11 protein-coding genes are annotated in these 15,255 nt (G+C 71.1%); 7 read left to right on the forward strand and 4 right to left on the reverse strand.

The genetic code is table 11. The features are described 5' to 3' along the window. Positions 1-112: 112 nt before the first annotated feature. The gene (locus C8250_RS13285) at positions 113-1,303 is read right to left on the reverse strand and encodes an SCO1860 family LAETG-anchored protein (RefSeq protein WP_138355022.1); all 1,191 of its coding nucleotides are present in this window, start codon (positions 1,301-1,303) and stop codon (positions 113-115) included. 284 nt (positions 1,304-1,587) lie between these two features. After that, positions 1,588-2,679, reverse strand: coding sequence for an amidohydrolase family protein (locus C8250_RS13290; RefSeq protein WP_138355044.1), 1,092 nt, complete (start codon positions 2,677-2,679; stop codon positions 1,588-1,590). A 113-nt stretch (positions 2,680-2,792) separates the two neighbouring features. Between C8250_RS13290 and C8250_RS13295 the strand changes: the two genes are divergently transcribed. The 5 genes from C8250_RS13295 to thpD all read left to right on the forward strand — a co-directional run bounded on the left by C8250_RS13295 (position 2,793) and on the right by thpD (position 7,553). After that, positions 2,793-3,836, forward strand: a complete 1,044-nt coding sequence (locus C8250_RS13295) for an aminotransferase class V-fold PLP-dependent enzyme (protein ID WP_138355023.1) — start codon at positions 2,793-2,795, stop codon at positions 3,834-3,836. A 359-nt stretch (positions 3,837-4,195) separates the two neighbouring features. After that, on the forward strand, positions 4,196-4,711 hold the full coding sequence (gene ectA / locus C8250_RS13300; RefSeq protein ID WP_138355024.1) for a diaminobutyrate acetyltransferase: 516 nt from the start codon (positions 4,196-4,198) through the stop codon (positions 4,709-4,711). A gap of 122 nt (positions 4,712-4,833) precedes the next feature. Further along, entirely contained in the window at positions 4,834-6,114 is a 1,281-nt protein-coding gene (gene ectB, locus C8250_RS13305; protein WP_138355025.1) for a diaminobutyrate--2-oxoglutarate transaminase, read from the forward strand. Positions 6,115-6,196: 82 nt separating this feature from the next. Then, positions 6,197-6,649, forward strand: coding sequence for an ectoine synthase (locus C8250_RS13310; RefSeq protein WP_138355026.1), 453 nt, complete (start codon positions 6,197-6,199; stop codon positions 6,647-6,649). A 4-nt stretch (positions 6,650-6,653) separates the two neighbouring features. Continuing rightward, positions 6,654-7,553 carry an ectoine hydroxylase gene (gene thpD / locus C8250_RS13315; protein WP_138355027.1) on the forward strand — a complete coding sequence of 300 codons (900 nt, stop codon included), beginning with the start codon at positions 6,654-6,656 and terminating at the stop codon, positions 7,551-7,553. Positions 7,554-7,610: 57 nt separating this feature from the next. Here thpD and C8250_RS13320 read toward each other — a convergent pair whose 3' ends face one another. Further along, on the reverse strand, positions 7,611-8,222 hold the full coding sequence (locus C8250_RS13320; protein WP_138355028.1) for a DUF1349 domain-containing protein: 612 nt from the start codon (positions 8,220-8,222) through the stop codon (positions 7,611-7,613). A gap of 17 nt (positions 8,223-8,239) precedes the next feature. Further along, entirely contained in the window at positions 8,240-9,772 is a 1,533-nt protein-coding gene (locus C8250_RS13325) for an aldehyde dehydrogenase (NADP(+)) (protein ID WP_138355029.1), read from the reverse strand. Between the two features lie 135 nt (positions 9,773-9,907). Between C8250_RS13325 and C8250_RS13330 the strand changes: the two genes are divergently transcribed. After that, positions 9,908-10,678, forward strand: a complete 771-nt coding sequence (locus C8250_RS13330; protein WP_138355030.1) for an IclR family transcriptional regulator — start codon at positions 9,908-9,910, stop codon at positions 10,676-10,678. Between the two features lie 105 nt (positions 10,679-10,783). Beyond that, positions 10,784-15,253 carry an RHS repeat-associated core domain-containing protein gene (locus C8250_RS13335; protein WP_138355031.1) on the forward strand — a complete coding sequence of 1,490 codons (4,470 nt, stop codon included), beginning with the start codon at positions 10,784-10,786 and terminating at the stop codon, positions 15,251-15,253. Positions 15,254-15,255 lie beyond the last annotated feature (2 nt).

The raw sequence follows: 15,255 nt of genomic DNA on the forward strand, positions 1-15,255 counted from the left end.
TTTCCCCTGAACACAACAGTAGAGGGCGACGCCGACAACGGCGCCGCCCTCTCCCATTCCCCCTCGGACCCTCAGTCCCCCCTCGGGTCCCCATCCGGTCGGAACCGGACGTCTAGGCGTCGGTTTCCGCAGCCTGCGCCGCCTTGCGGCGGCGGGACGTCAGATACAGCGCGCTACCGCCGACCACGACGAGCGCACCGGCGCCCGCGGCGAGCAGCGGGGTGTTGGAACTGCTGCCGGTCTCCGCGAGGTTCTGGGTGGTGGGGCCGGTCTGCGGCTCCGACCCACCACTGCCGCCGGTGCCCCCCGAACCACTCGCGCCGCTCGAACCACCGCTGCCGCCGGAGCTACCGCCCGAACCGCCCGACGCGCCACCGGAGTCGGCACCGGTCGTGGACCCGCCGGACGACGCTCCCCCGGTGGAGGCACCGCCGCCGGTGGTGCCGCCGTTCGTGGCACCGCCATTCGTAGCACCGCCGTTGTCGGCTCCACCGTTGGTGGTACCGCCGTGGGTGGCGCCGCCGTTGGAGGTGCCGCCGGTCGTCGGGTCGACCACCTTCGGCGCCTCGCAGGTCGCCTTGACCAGGGTCACGGTGCCGCTGACGACCGCGACGTTCAGCTTGAGCGGATTGACCTTCACCTTCAGTTCCAGCCCGGTGGCGGCGGCCGTCCGCGACGTGGTCCGGGTCTTCGTCAGGTCGAGGCTGACCTCGCCGACTCCGGGCACCGCGACCTTGGTCGTCCCGGTGGCGGTCAGGGTGACCTTCTTGTTGAGCACCCACACGCCGGCCAGCGTGGCCGACGCGGTCGGCTTCCGGCCCGCCTCGCAGGTCGCCTTGGAGGTGACCGCCTCGAGCTTGATCAGGGACAGGTACGGCAGGCCGGGCAGATGCACCTCGGCGCGGGCCAGGTTCGCGTAGCCCTCCGCCTTGTGCGCGTCGGCCGTCGCCTTCGCGGTGGCGACATCCGCCCGCAGCATGCTGAACGGCTTGCCCTGGTCGACACCGTCCAGCTTGGCGGTGAGCGCGGTCTCGGCGGCGTCGGCCGGTGCCTTCACATCGTTGAGCGAGACGTTCAGCGGCAGATGGACCGTCTTGTTCACCAGCGATACGTCGAGACCCGCGCGCAGGACGGTCGCGGTCGAGCTGCCGCCCCCGGAGCCGCCGGAGGTGCCCCCGGAGTTTCCGGAGGGATGCGCCTGGGCCGCCGGGGCGACGGCCAGCGCACCTGCCGCAAGCGCGACGGCCGCGCCGACGGCGGCGGCCGAACGGCGTGCGGGCAGGCTGAAGTTGGAGCTGTACACGGTGGAACCCCCACGAGTGGCTTGGAGTCAGCGGCGCCGCTTGAGGGGACAACGCGACCGCCGGTGACCTCGGTCCCGCCATATTTACGCACTGAGAGTGAACTGGCGACTACCTGAAGCGAGTTCACCCATACGGGTGGTTTCCGGCATTATCTTCGAATCTTGCTGCACGCCCGTTCCCACCCGTCACCCGTGCCACGTGATGACGGCCCCCACCTCCGTTGACGCGCCGAGGAGTACGCGGTGGTGCTCAACGACCCGCACCTGCTTCGCGTAACGCTGCGTCAACCCACCACCCGCCCGCGCAGCACGATGCGCCGCGGATCGGCCAGCACCCGTACGTCCGCCCGCGGATCGGCGGCGTACACGATGAGGTCGGCGGAGGCGCCCTCGGTGAGCCCGTCGCGGCCGAGCCATGCGCGGGCGCCCCAGGTCGTGGCGGACAGCGCCTCGACCGGCGACAGGCCCGCCGTGACGAGTTCGGCGATCTCGTCGGCGATCAGGCCGTGGGCCAGCGAGCCGCCCGCGTCGGTGCCGGCGAAGATCCGGATGCCGGCGTCGTGCGCGGCGCCCACCGTGGCGTGCCGGCGCTCGTGCAGCCGGCGCATATGGGCCGCCCAGCGCGGGAACTTGGCCTCGCCGCCGGCCGCCATCGACGGGAACGTCGCGATGTTGACCAGGGTCGGGACGATGGCGACGCCGCGTTCCACGAAGAGCGGGATGGTGTCCTCGGTCAGCCCGGTGGCGTGCTCGACGCAGTCGATACCCGCCTCCACGAGGTCACGCAGCGAGTCCTCGGCGAAGCAGTGCGCGGTGACCCGCGCGCCCTCCTCGTGGGCGGCGGCGATGGCCTCCTCCAGGGCGCCGCGCGGCCAACAGGCCGTGAGGTCACCGGCCTCGCGGTCGATCCAGTCGCCGACGAGCTTCACCCAGCCGTCCCCGCGCCGCGCCTCCTGGCGGACGTACGCCGTCAGATCCCCCGGCTCGATCTCGTGCGCGTAGTTGCGGATGTAGCGGCGGGTGCGCGCGATGTGCCGGCCGGCGCGGATGATCCGCGGCAGGTCCTCGCGGTCGTCGACCCAGCGGGTGTCGGACGGCGACCCGGCGTCGCGCAGCAGCAGGGTGCCGGCCTCGCGGTCGGTCAGCGCCTGCTTCTCCGCCGTCTCCGCGTCCACCGGGCCGTGCGTGTCGAGGCCGACGTGGCAGTGCGCGTCGACGAGGCCGGGCAGCGCCCAGCCCTCGACGGTGGTCACCTCGAGCGGTCCGGCCGGCCGGTCGTACGAGATCCGGCCGTCCAGCACCCACACCTCGTCCCTGACGTCCTCGGGGCCGACCAGCACCCGGCCCTTGACGTGCAGCGCACCGCGATCACCCATGACACTCATGCCCAGCACCCTAAAAGGTCGGAGGTACGCTCGCGAAGGCACCCTCGGGCCCGACACGGCCCCGGGCATGCCCCAGACCTTCATCCGTACGGAAGAGACACATCGTGACGCACCCCCTCCTGGACCTGCCCCCGCTGACCGCCGCCCGTTTCGCCGGGATCGAACGGCGTGTCGCGGCGCTGCTGGGCACCGAGCAGGACGTCGTCATCACCCAGGGCGAGGCGCTGCTGCCCCTCGAAGGCTGCATCCGCGGCGGGGCCCGGCCCGGCTCCGCGGCACTCAATGTGGTGACCGGCCCCTACGGGAAGACGTTCGGCGACTGGCTGCGCGACGCGGGCGCCGAGGTCACCGACCTGGCCGTGCCGTTCCACGGGGCGGTCTCCGCCGAGCAGGTGGAGCGCGCTCTGGCGGAGCACCCGGAGATCGACTTCGTCTCGCTGGTGCACGCCGAGGCGGCCACCGGCAACACGAACCCGGTGGCGGAGATCGGCGAGGTGGTGCGCGCGCACGGCGCGCTGTTCATGCTGGACGCGGTCGCGTCGGTGGCCGCGGAACCGCTGCTGCCGGACGCGTGGGGCGTGGACCTGTGCGTCATCGGCGCGCAGAAGGCGATGGGCGGCCCCGCCGGCGTGTCGGCGGTCTCGGTCAGCGCCCGCGCCTGGGAGCGGATGGCGGCCAACCCGGCGGCGCCGCGCCGCTCGTACCTCTCCCTGCTGGACTGGAAGGAGCGCTGGATCGACACCGGCCGCGCCGCACTCCCGCACGCGCCCGCGCAGTTGGAGATGCTGGCGCTGGAGGCGTGTCTGGAGCGGATCGACGCCGACGGCCTCGACACGGTGATCGCCCGGCACCGGGCGGCCGCCACCGCGACCCGCGAGGGCGCGCTCGCCCTCGGCGGCGGCCTGGAGCCGTATGTGTACGAGGCGCGCGACGCCGCGCCGGTCGCGACCACGCTGCGGGTGCCCGCGGGGACCGACGCCACCGCGCTGGTGGCGCGGGCGCTCGCCCTGGACCCCTCGGTCCCGCTCGTCGCCGGCGGTGGCGCGCTCGCCAAGGAGATGGTCCGCGTCAACCACTACGGCCCCGACGCGGATCCCGCCGTGGTCGCCCGGAGCCTCGCGGCGCTGGGTACGGCGCTTTCCGAATAGCGCAGCGTCACCCATTACAGCAGAGCGTGATCACATCAAAGGACAAGAAAGCACTTCCGGGGAATTCGGCCTTTCTGCGGCCGGTCCAGACCGAATTCTCCGGAAGCATTCTTCCGCATGTCTCATGCCCAGCCTTCCGAAGGCTAAACGCAAGGATTCCGTTAAAGCATCCTGGCCGGCTCCGGCAATGTGACGGACTCCACACCAAGATCGAATCACCCGGTCATATCCGGATATAACCGCAGGTCTCGCCACGGTTTTGGCCACCCGCACCCACCCGCGCGATAACACGACGAGCCGGCTGCGTAAAGACCTCCGCCCCATGCAATTCCACTTTCTGCTCGGTAGGTTCATTCCGCATGAACGCCGCTACGGAATGGAAGGCACCACTTGCTCCCGCATTCCTCGACACCCCCACAGTCGATGACGGCGGAGCGATGTGGCGCATCGCCCGCGATTCTCGGACGCTCGATCTCAACTCCTCGTACAGCTATCTCCTGTGGTGCCGCGACTTCGCCGGCACCTCGGTGGTGGCCCGCGACGCCGACGGCGCCCCGGTGGGCTACGTGACCGGATACCTCCGCCCCGAGGAGCCGCGGACGCTGGTCGTCTGGCAGGTGGCCGTCGACGCGGCGCAGCGCGGCCGCGGCGTGGCGGCGGCCATGCTCGACCACCTCGCCGCACGCGTCGCCGTCGACGACGTCCGCTGGATCGAGACCACGATCACGCCGGACAACGCCGCTTCGCAGCGGCTGTTCACCTCCTTCGCCGAGCGCCACGACGTCCCGGTCGAACGCGAAGTCCTCTTCCCCGGTGCCCTGTTCCCCGACGGGCACGACTCCGAGGTGCTGTTCCGCATCGGCCCGACGGTCTGACGCCATCGCGTTCCGCTTCCCCCCACCCCTGACTTCGCACCATCCCCACCGCACCGCACCCCCACCGCACCGCACCCCCACCGCACCGCCTCCACCGCACCGCCTCCCGGAAAGCAGGCACAGTGACCATCACCGCACCCGACATGACCGTCTTCGAGTCCCTGGAGTCGGAGGTCCGCAGCTACTGCCGCAGCTGGCCGGTCATCTTCGACCGCGCCCAGGGCAGCGTGATGTACGACGAGGACGGCCACGCGTATCTCGACTTCTTCTCCGGCGCCGGCGCGCTCAACTACGGGCACAACAACCCGGTGCTCAAACGCGCGCTGCTGGACTACCTCGAACGCGACGGCGTCACCCACGGCCTGGATATGAGCACCACCGCGAAGCGCACCTTCCTGGAGCGCTTCCAGCAGGTGGTCCTCGAGCCGCGCGGCCTGGACTACAAGGTGATGTTCCCCGGCCCGACCGGCACCAACGCCGTCGAGGCCGCGCTCAAGCTGGCCCGTAAGGTCAAGGGCCGCGAGTCGATCGTCTCCTTCACCAACGCCTTCCACGGGATGTCGCTCGGCTCGCTCGCCGTCACCGGCAACTCGATGAAGCGGGCCGGCGCGGGCATCCCGCTGGTGCACGGCACCCCGATGCCGTTCGACAACTACTTCGACGGCCGGGTGCCGGACTTCCTGTGGTTCGAGCGGCTGCTGGAGGACCAGGGTTCCGGCCTCAACCAGCCGGCCGCCGTGATCGTCGAGACGATCCAGGGCGAGGGCGGCATCAACGTCGCCCGTCCGGAGTGGCTGCGGGCGCTGGCCGACCTGTGCAAGCGCCGCGACATGCTGCTGATCGTCGATGACATCCAGATGGGCTGCGGCCGCACCGGCGCGTTCTTCTCCTTCGAGGAGGCCGGGATCACGCCGGACATCGTCACGCTCTCCAAGTCCATCAGCGGCTACGGCATGCCGATGTCCCTCGCGCTCTTCAAACCGGAGCTCGACGTCTGGGAGCCGGGCGAGCACAACGGCACCTTCCGCGGCAACAACCCGGCGTTCGTCACCGCCACCGCCGCGCTCGACACCTACTGGGCGGACGGCCAGCTGGAGAAGCAGACCGTGATGCGCGGCGAGCAGGTCGAGACCGCGCTGCGGGAGATCTGCACGGCTCAGGCACGCGCCGGCGCCGAGTACCGGGGCCGCGGCCTCGCCTGGGGCCTGCAGTTCATCGACCCGTCGATCGCCGGCCGGGTCTGCGCCCGCGCCTTCGAGCTGGGGATGCTGCTGGAGACCTCCGGCCCGCGCAGCGAGGTCGTCAAGCTGCTGCCGGCCCTGACCATCACCCCCGACGAGCTGGACGAGGGGCTGCGCACCCTCACGCGGGCCGTGAGCGACGTCGTCGGCGAATCCGCCTGACCCAGGAGCCGAGTCGAGCCAGGCCAGGCCCGGGTCCGCAGCCGGGCCCGGCCACGAACGGAAAGAAAGCAGAGGCAACCACGTGATCGTCCGATCCTTCAAGGACATCGAGGGCACCGACCGCGATGTGACCGCCGAGACCGGCACCTGGCGCAGCAAGCGCATCGTCCTCGCCGCCGAGGGCGTGGGCTTCTCGATGCACGAGACCACGATGTACGCCGGGACCGTGACGTCCATGTGGTACGCCAACCACATCGAGGCGGTGCTGTGCGTCGACGGTGAGGGCGAGCTGACCAACGACGAGACCGGCGAGACCCACTGGATCTCCCCGGGCACGCTCTACCTGCTCGACGGCCACGAGCGGCACACCATGCGCCCCAAGACCGATCTGCGCTTCGTCTGCGTCTTCAACCCGCCCGTCACCGGGCGGGAGGTGCACGACGAGAACGGGGTCTACCCGCTGCTGACCGAGACCGGGGGCACGACCGCGACCCGTACCAGGACCCGGAACGGGACCGAGACCGAGGGAGCCTGACGCCATGACGACCACCACCGACACCATCACCAGCCGGTACCCGACCCGCGGCGCGTCCGAGGTCACCACTCCCCGCCAGGACCCGGTCGTGTGGTCCGAGTACGGCACGCCGGGCCCGATCCAGCCCGCCGAGCTGCGCGGCTACGACCGGGACGGCTTCCTCACCGTCGACCAGCTGCTCCTGCCGGGCGAAGTGGGCCGCTACCGCGATGAGTTGGACCGGCTCTGCGCCGATCCGGCGATCCGGGCCGACCCCCGCGCGATCGTCGAGCCGAAGTCCGGGTCGATCCGCTCGGTCTTCGAGGTGCACCGGATCAGCGAGGTCTTCGCCGAGCTGGTCCGCGACCCCCGGCTCGCCGACCGCGCGCGCCAGATCCTCGGCTCCGACGTCTACGTCCACCAGAGCCGGATCAACGTCAAGCCGGGCTTCGGGGCGTCGGGGTTCTACTGGCACTCGGACTTCGAGACCTGGCACGCCGAGGACGGTCTGCCCAACATGCGGACGGTCTCCGTCTCGGTGGCGCTGACCGAGAACCACGACACCAACGGCGGGCTGATGATCATGCCCGGCTCGCACCGTACGTTCCTCGGCTGCTCGGGCGAGACGCCGAAGGACAACTACAAGCGGTCGCTGCAGATGCAGGACGCCGGCACCCCGTCCGACGAGGCGCTCACCGAACTCGCCGGGGAGCACGGCATCAAGCTCTTCACGGGTGCGGCGGGTTCCGCGACCTGGTTCGACTGCAACTGCATGCACGGTTCGGGCGACAACATCACGCCGTTCCCGCGCAGCAACGTCTTCATCGTCTTCAACAGCGTGGAGAACGCGGCGGTCGAGCCGTTCGCGGCGCCGGTACGGCGGCCGGAGTTCATCGGCGCACGGGACTTCACCCCGGTGCGGTAGCGGGCAAGCCCTGCGGGGGCCGGACTGCTGGGGGCAGCCCGGCCCCCGCAGGGCGTTTCAGCCGCCGTCGCGCAGGTCGGCGGGCGCGCCGGACCGGAAGGTGATCCGGTCGAAGACCGCCGTGCACCCGTCGGCGTCCGGCGACGGGCACTGCGTCATGAAACCGACGCTCGCGGCCGCCGCCTCCCGCTCCGTGCCGAGGGCGAAGAGCCGGACGAACGTCCACCGCTCACCGTCGGCCGAGGCGTGGAAGGCGAAGGCCCGGCCGGTGCGGGTGATCCGCAGCCAGACGTGGTCCCCGTCCACCTCCCAGCTGTTGGCGTCGTCGGAGCTGCCCTGGGTGACGACCGAGACGACGGTGTACCGGGCGGGCGAGAGCTCCAGGCAGAGCTTGGCCCACTGCTCGTCGGCCACCTGCAGGTAGAGCGCTCCGGCGTCGCCAGCGGCCCGCAGCCGGGCCGTCACCCGGGCGATCAGCTGGAAGTCGCCCTCGGGCGGGGTGCCGAGCAGCCGGGGCGCGTCGGCCGCCGGTACCTTCGGCGCCCGGCCGGGGTGCACGAAGCGGTCCTGGCCGGGACCCGCGGTGAGGACGAGCGCGCCGTCCTGGTAGCTCGGATCGGCGGCCGGACCGTACGCCCGCAGCCCGAAGGGCAGCTCCTTCAGCTCCACTACGCGTTCAGCTCCGCTCAGATCTCCAGCCGGCCGTCGAAGCGGCGCGGCAGGTGGAGCGGGTTCTCGTCGCGCAGCTCCGCGGGGAGCAGGGCGACCGGGGTGTCCTGGTACGCGACCGGCCGCAGCCAGCGCTCGATGGCGGTCCCGCCGACGGAGGTCGAGGTCGACGTGGTCGCCGGGTACGGGCCGCCGTGGTGCTGGGCGGGGGCGACGGCCACGCCGGTCGGCCAGCCGTTGACGAGCAGCCGGCCCGCCAGCGGGGTGAGTTCGGCGAGCAGCGCGGTGGCCGGGCCGTCCTCCTGTCCCGCCTCCTCCTCACCGATGTGGACGGTGGCGGTGAGGTTGCCGGGCAGCCGCTCCAGCACGGCGGTGATCTGGGCGCGGTCCTCGTAGCGCGCCACGACCGTCACCGGGCCGAAGCACTCCTCGAGCAGCAGATCGTGCGGTCCTTCGGCGGCCAGCCGGTCGGCGGGAACGGTGAGGTATCCGGCGCTGACGGTGTGCTCGCCGCCGGAGCCCGGGGTCACCGGGGCCTCGACGCCGGGCAGCGCGGCCCTGGCCTCGACACCGGCGACGAAGGCGTCCCGCATCCGGACGTCGAGCAGGACGCCCGCGTCCGAGTCGCTGACGGCGGCGGTGACGGCCTTGAGCAGCCGGTCGCCCGCCGCGCCGGCCGGGGCCAGCACCAGTCCTGGCTTGACGCAGAACTGGCCGACGCCCAGCGTCATGGACCCGGCGAGTCCCGCGCCGATCTGCTCGGCCCGCTCGTCCGCCGCGGCCTCGGTGATCACGACCGGGTTGAGGCTGCCCAGTTCGCCATGGAAGGGGATCGGCCGGGGACGGGCCGCGGCCGCGTCGAAGAGCGCCCGCCCGCCGCGTACCGAGCCGGTGAATCCGGCGGCGCTGACCAGCGGGTGCTTGATGAGGTCGATACCGGCCTGGAAGCCGTGCACGACGGCGACGACGTCGGCGGGCAGCCCGACCCGGACGGCGGCGCGGCGCAGCACGCTCGCGCACAGCTCCGAGGTGGCGGGGTGGTCCGGGTGCGCCTTGACGACGACCGGGCAGCCGGCGGCCAGCGCGCTCGCGGTGTCGCCGCCGGGGACGGAGAACGCCAGCGGGAAGTTGCTGGCCGAGTAGACCGCGACCACGCCGAGCGGGATCTTGTAGCGCCGCAGTTCGGGGCGGGGAGCGGGCTTCGCGGCCGGGTCCGCGTGGTCGATGACGACGTCCAGGAAGGCGCCCTCGTCGACGATGTCGGCGAACGCGCGCAGCTGGAACGTGGTGCGGGCGAGCTCGCCGGTCAGCCGGCCGGGGCCGAGCGCCGTCTCGGCGTCGGCCGCCTCCAGCACCTGCGGGCCGGCCTCCTCCAGAAGGTCCGCGGCGGTCCGCAGCAGGAGGGCGCGTACGCTGCGGTCGGCGAGCGCGGGTGCCGCGGCGGCCGCGGCGCGGACGGCGGCGTCGATCTCCGCCGTGGTGGCCTCGTCCGCCACCTGCTCCCGCTGCTTCCCGGTACGGGGGTCGACGGACCAGACTGGAACAGCCACCGGGGGAACCTCCAGATTTGCCTCATGCGGATCAGCCACTGTTCGATATGCTGAACAGCGTCTTCACTTATGAATCTTTGAACCATTCCGGAGCCTACTTGCAGGATCCGGGGCCGAACAAGAGGGGTCAGGACGATGTCTGCTGGCGACGGTGGCGGTTCTCAGGTCAAGTCCGCGGTCCGCACGGTCGAACTGCTGGAATTCTTCGCGGGACGACCCGGAATGCACAGCCTCGCGGCCGTACAGGAATCCGTCGGCTACCCCAAGTCCAGCCTCTACATGCTGCTCCGCACCCTAGTCGAGCTCGGCTGGATCGAAACCGATGCCACCGGAACGCGTTACGGGATCGGTGTCCGGGCGCTGCTCGTCGGCACCTCGTACATCGACGGTGACGAGGTCGTCGCCGCGGCCCGCCCCACCCTCGACCGGCTCTCCGACGACACCAGCGAAACCATCCACCTCGCCCGGCTGGACGGCACCAGCGTCGTCTATCTCGCGACCCGCCAGTCCCAGCACTACCTGCGGCCCTTCACCCGGGTCGGCCGCCGCCTCCCGGCGCACTCCACCTCGCTCGGCAAGGCGCTGCTCGCCACGTACACCGACGAGCAGGTCCGCAAACTGCTCCCCGAGACCCTCGAACCCCTCACCGAGCACACCCACACCGACCGCGAGAAGCTCATCGAGGAACTCGCGGTCATCCGGGAGCAGGGCTTCGCCGTCGACCGCGAGGAGAACACCCTCGGCCTGCGCTGCTTCGGCATCGCCATCCCGTACCGCACCCCGGCCCGCGACGCGGTCAGCTGCTCCGTCCCCGTGGCCCGGCTCACCCCCGCCCACGAACAGATGATCAAGGACACCCTCTTCGACGCCCGGGACCGCCTGACCCTGGCCACCCGCCGGCTGTGACCTTTCGCATCGTCACAGAACGTCGACGACCTGCCCCTCACCTCGTTGCCCCCGCTCCCGGAATGCAAGAATCGACGCGGAGTTGATCACACACGGGGGAACAACGTGGCGAATCGTCCGACGGATTGGCATGTGCTGGACCTGGACCGGGATCCGGTCCCCGGGGACCCGTACGAGGTGAAGGAACTCGCCCGCAAACTGGGCGACTTCGCCGACGACGTGTCCTCGGCGCTGCGCTCGGTGCGCGGGCTGAGCGGCAACAACGCCGTGCAGGACTGGGCCGGGCTGGCGGCGGACGCGTACCGGGAGCAGTTCGGGGATCTGCCGGGCGAGCTGGGCAAGTTGGAGAAGTCCTACCGGCTGGCGTCGGGGGCGCTGGAGACGTACTGGCCGAAGCTGGAGACGGCGCAGGCCGACGCCGACCGGGCGCTGGCGCAGGGTCGTACGGCCCGCCAGGACCTGGACGCGGCCAAGACCACCCAGACGAACGCCAACGACTGGGTGAAGCGGGCGGGCGACAAGTCCAAGGAGTACCAGGCCGATCCGAAGCCGGGCGTGGAACCGCCGTCCGCGGACGAGGTCCGTACCGCCACCCGCAACGCGCTGGACGCCTCGAACGCGCAGAAGTCCGCGAACACCGCCGTCCACGACGCGCAGCAGCGCCTCGACGCGGCAAAGGAGTTGGCCGCGCAGGCCGCCCACTTGCGGGACACCGCCGCCTCGACCGCCGAACACGCCCTGCATGAGGCGTCGGACGCGGGGATCAAGAACAAGCACTGGTGGGAAAAGGCGGTCGACTGGGTCGCCGACCACTGGGACGACATCGTCGCCGTCTGCAAGGTCATCGTCGCGGTCCTCGGCATCATCGTGATGATCATCGGCGGACCGCTGGCCTGGATCGTGCTCGCCGCGGCGCTGGTCGTCCTTGCCGACACGCTCATCAAATACGCGCAAGGCAAAGCATCGCTGTGGGACGTGGCCTTCGCCGCGCTCGACTGCATCCCCATGTTCAAGGGCCTCACCACCGCCGGCGGCCTGCTCAAGATGGCCAAGAACCTGCCCAAGCTGATGAAGGGCATGGGCAGCCACCTCGGGGACGTCGCCGGTGCCCTGCGCAAGGGACTGCCCGCTCTGCGCAAGGACGCGAAGGAACTGAGCGAGCGCGTCTGCGAGAAGGACCCGATAGACGTGGCCTCGGGCGAAATGATCATGCCCCAGACCGATGTCCATCTGCCGGGCGCCCTACCGCTGGTCCTGGAACGGACACATGTGTCGTCCTACCGCGCCGGACGCTGGTTCGGCCCGTCCTGGGCGTCGACCCTGGACCAGCACCTGGAGGTCGACGACCAGGGTGTGGTGTTCCGGACCGCCGACGGCATGAGCCTGTGCTACCCGCGACCCCAGCCCGGCCTGCCGGTACTGCCGGTCGTGGGGACGACCCGGCCGCTGGCCTGGGACGGCACGGCGGGCGGCAGCATGTCCGTCACCGACCCCGCCACCGGGCGCACATCACACTTCGTCCTCGAACAGCCACCCGCCGCGGGCGAGTCGGCCCGCCTTCCACTGGCCGCGATCACCGACCGCAACGGCGTCCGCATCGAGATCACGTACACCGACGACGGTGTCCCCGCCGAAGTACGGCACAGCGGCGGTTACCGGATAGGTATCGAGACCGAGGACCAGCGGATCACCGCGCTGCGCCTCCTCAGCCACGAGGACCGCCCGGTCCTGCAGCGGTTCGGCTATGACACCGCCGGCAACCTCACGCGGATCTACAACTCCTCCCCGACGCCGTTCACGCTCGAATACGACGCGGAACGGCGCATCACCGGCTGGGAGGACCGCAACGGCTTCTGGTACCGCTACACCTACGACACCGAAGGACGCTGCACAGCCACCGCCGGATCGGGCGGCATCCTCGACGCCGTGTTCTCCTACGACGACGAGAACCGGACCACGGTGGTGACCGACTCCCACGGACACAGCAAGACCTACCGCATGGACGAGGCCTACCAGGTCGTGGCCGTGACCGACGAACTCGGTCATACGACGCTCTCCCAGTGGGACCGGCGGGACCGGTTGCTGTCGCGCACCGATCCGCTGGGCCGTACCGTCCGCTACACCTACGACGCGGACGGCAACCTGACCACGGTCCTGCGTCCGGATGGTTCCGCCGCCCGGGCCCGTTACAACGGGATGGGACTGCCCATCGAGGTCGTGGAACCGGGCGGCGCCCGGTGGACGCGCGCCTACGACGAGCGGGGCAACCCCGTCGCCATCGTGGACCCCACCGGCGCCGAGACCCGCTTCACCTACGACGAGCGGGGTCACCGCACCTCGATCACGGGTCCGCTCGGCCACACCCAGCTGGTGGAGAACGACCCCGCCGGGCTGCCCGTCGCGGTGACCGATGCCCTCGGCAGCACCCGGAGGAGCGTGCGCGATCCGTTCGGACGCGTCCTCCGGGTGACCGATCCGCTGGGTCATGGCGCGAGTTACCACTGGACCGCCGAGGGGAGGCTCGCCCGCTACACGGGTGCGGACGGCGCGAGCGAGGTCTGGACCTGGGACGCCGAAGGCAATCTGGTCGAACACACGGACCAGACCGGTCGCACCACCCGCCGGTCGTGGACCGCGTTCGATCTGCCGCGGTCGCGTACCGCTCCGGACGGGACGACCTACGACTTCACCCATGACACCGAGCGGCGGCTGACGGCCGTCACCGATCCGTTGGGCCGCACCTGGACCTATGCCTATGACGCGGCGGGCCGCGTCGTCGCGGAGACCGACTTCAACGGCCGCACCCTGAGCTATGAGCACGACGCCGCCGGCCGTCTCGCGACCAGGATCAACGGTTCGGGCGAGAGCCTCACCTACACCCGCGACACCTTGGGCCGTGCGGTCCGGCAGCAGGCAGGCGACGGAACCGTCACCGCTTTCGCCTACACGCCGGACGGGCAGCTCGCCGGCATGTCCAACGCGGACGCCGACGTCGTCATCGAACGCGACGCCGCCGGAAGGATTCTGGCCGAGACCGTGAACGGCCGCACCATGACGCTCGCGTACGACGGTGCGGGCCGGACCGTCGAGCGGCGCGCACCGTCCGGCGCGGTCTCCCGTTGGGAGTACGACGGGGTGGGCCGTCCGGCCGCCCTCACCGCCCAGGACACCACGATCACCTTCGCCTACGACGGCGCGGGCCGGGAGACCGAACGACACCTGGGCGGCAGCGCGACACTCTCCCAGCAGTGGGACCCGCTGTCCCGGCTGACCGGACAACTGCTCTCGACAGGACCCGAATCGCGTATCGTCCGGCAACGGTCGTACGCCTACCGGGAGGACGGACTGCTCGCCGGAATCACCGACAGCGTGAGCGGCATACGGCGTTTCGACCTGGACGCGGCGGGCCGGATCACCGGCGTGCACGGGCGGGACTGGACCGAGTCGTACGCCTATGACGCGGTGGGCAACCTCACGCTGGCGGACTCACCCGGCGCCGGCGCCGAGGGAGGCGAGCGGACGTTCACCGGCACCCTGCTCCGGCACGCGGGCCGTACGCTCCACGAGCACGACGGCGAGGGCCGGCTGGTACGCAGCACCCGCCGGCTGCTCAACGGCCAGACCCGCACCTGGACGTACACGTGGAACTCCGAGGACCGGCTGGTGGAAGTGGTCACCCCGGACGACACCACGTGGCGTTACCGCTATGACCCGCTCGGCCGGCGTACCGCGAAGGAGCGGCTGGCCGGGGACGGCAGCGTGGCCGGGACAACCCTCTTCACATGGGACGGCACCCGGCTCGCCGAGCAGGTCACCGCGGACGGGACCGCCACCACCTGGGACTACGCTCCGGGCACCCACCGTCCGGTCTCCCAGAGCACCGGCCAGGCCGAGGTCGACCGCCGCTTCTACGCCATCGTCACCGACCTCACCGGCACGCCCACCGAACTCGTCGGTCCTGACGGCGACATCGCCTGGCACCTGCAGACCACCCTCTGGGGCGGCACGGTCCCCGGAGGCGGGAGCACGCAACCGGCGGACTGCCCGCTGCGCTTCCCCGGGCAGTACCTGGACGACGAGACGGGCCTGCACTACAACTTCCAGCGCTACTACGATCCCGCGGCCGCCCGGTTCGCGTCCCCGGACCCGCTGGGCCTGGAAGCCGCGCCGAACCACCACGCCTACGTGCCCAACCCGTTCACCTGGACGGACCCGCTGGGCCTGAAGTGCCTGGACGCCGCCGACCAGGCCCGGCACGACGCGGCACGCTCGACCGCTGTGGACGAGCACGGGAACATGCTGGGCGTCGAGGACGCCACCGGGGTCAGGATCATCGACGCGCAGAAACTCCAGGACGTCCGGGCCGATCTGCACGCGAAGCTCGGGCCCCCCGAGGTCAAAACGACCCCCAAGGGAGACATCGAGTTGTGGCGGCTCTCCGACGATCCGAAGGCCACGGTGACGTACCGGCCCTTCAGCGCCTCCCAGAAGAAGGGCCTGATGGGCGGGCCCACGATCGACTACAACGACGTGGATAAACTCGACATGAAGCGCTTCCACGCCCCCCATCCCTGAGA

The sequence above is a fragment of the Streptomyces sp. So13.3 genome (assembly GCF_005860785.2).
In the GTDB taxonomy this organism is placed as follows: Bacteria; Actinomycetota; Actinomycetes; order Streptomycetales; family Streptomycetaceae; genus Actinacidiphila; species Actinacidiphila fildesensis.

Excerpts from the sequence above, each read along its gene's own strand:
- C8250_RS13290 (WP_138355044.1), bottom strand. The coding sequence starts at position 2,679 with ATGGGTGATCGCGGTGCGCTGCACGTCAAGGGCCGGGTGCTGGTCGGC.
- ectA (WP_138355024.1), top strand. The coding sequence starts at position 4,196 with ATGAACGCCGCTACGGAATGGAAGGCACCACTTGCTCCCGCATTCCTC.
- thpD (WP_138355027.1), top strand. The coding sequence starts at position 6,654 with ATGACGACCACCACCGACACCATCACCAGCCGGTACCCGACCCGCGGC.
- C8250_RS13330 (WP_138355030.1), top strand. The coding sequence starts at position 9,908 with ATGTCTGCTGGCGACGGTGGCGGTTCTCAGGTCAAGTCCGCGGTCCGC.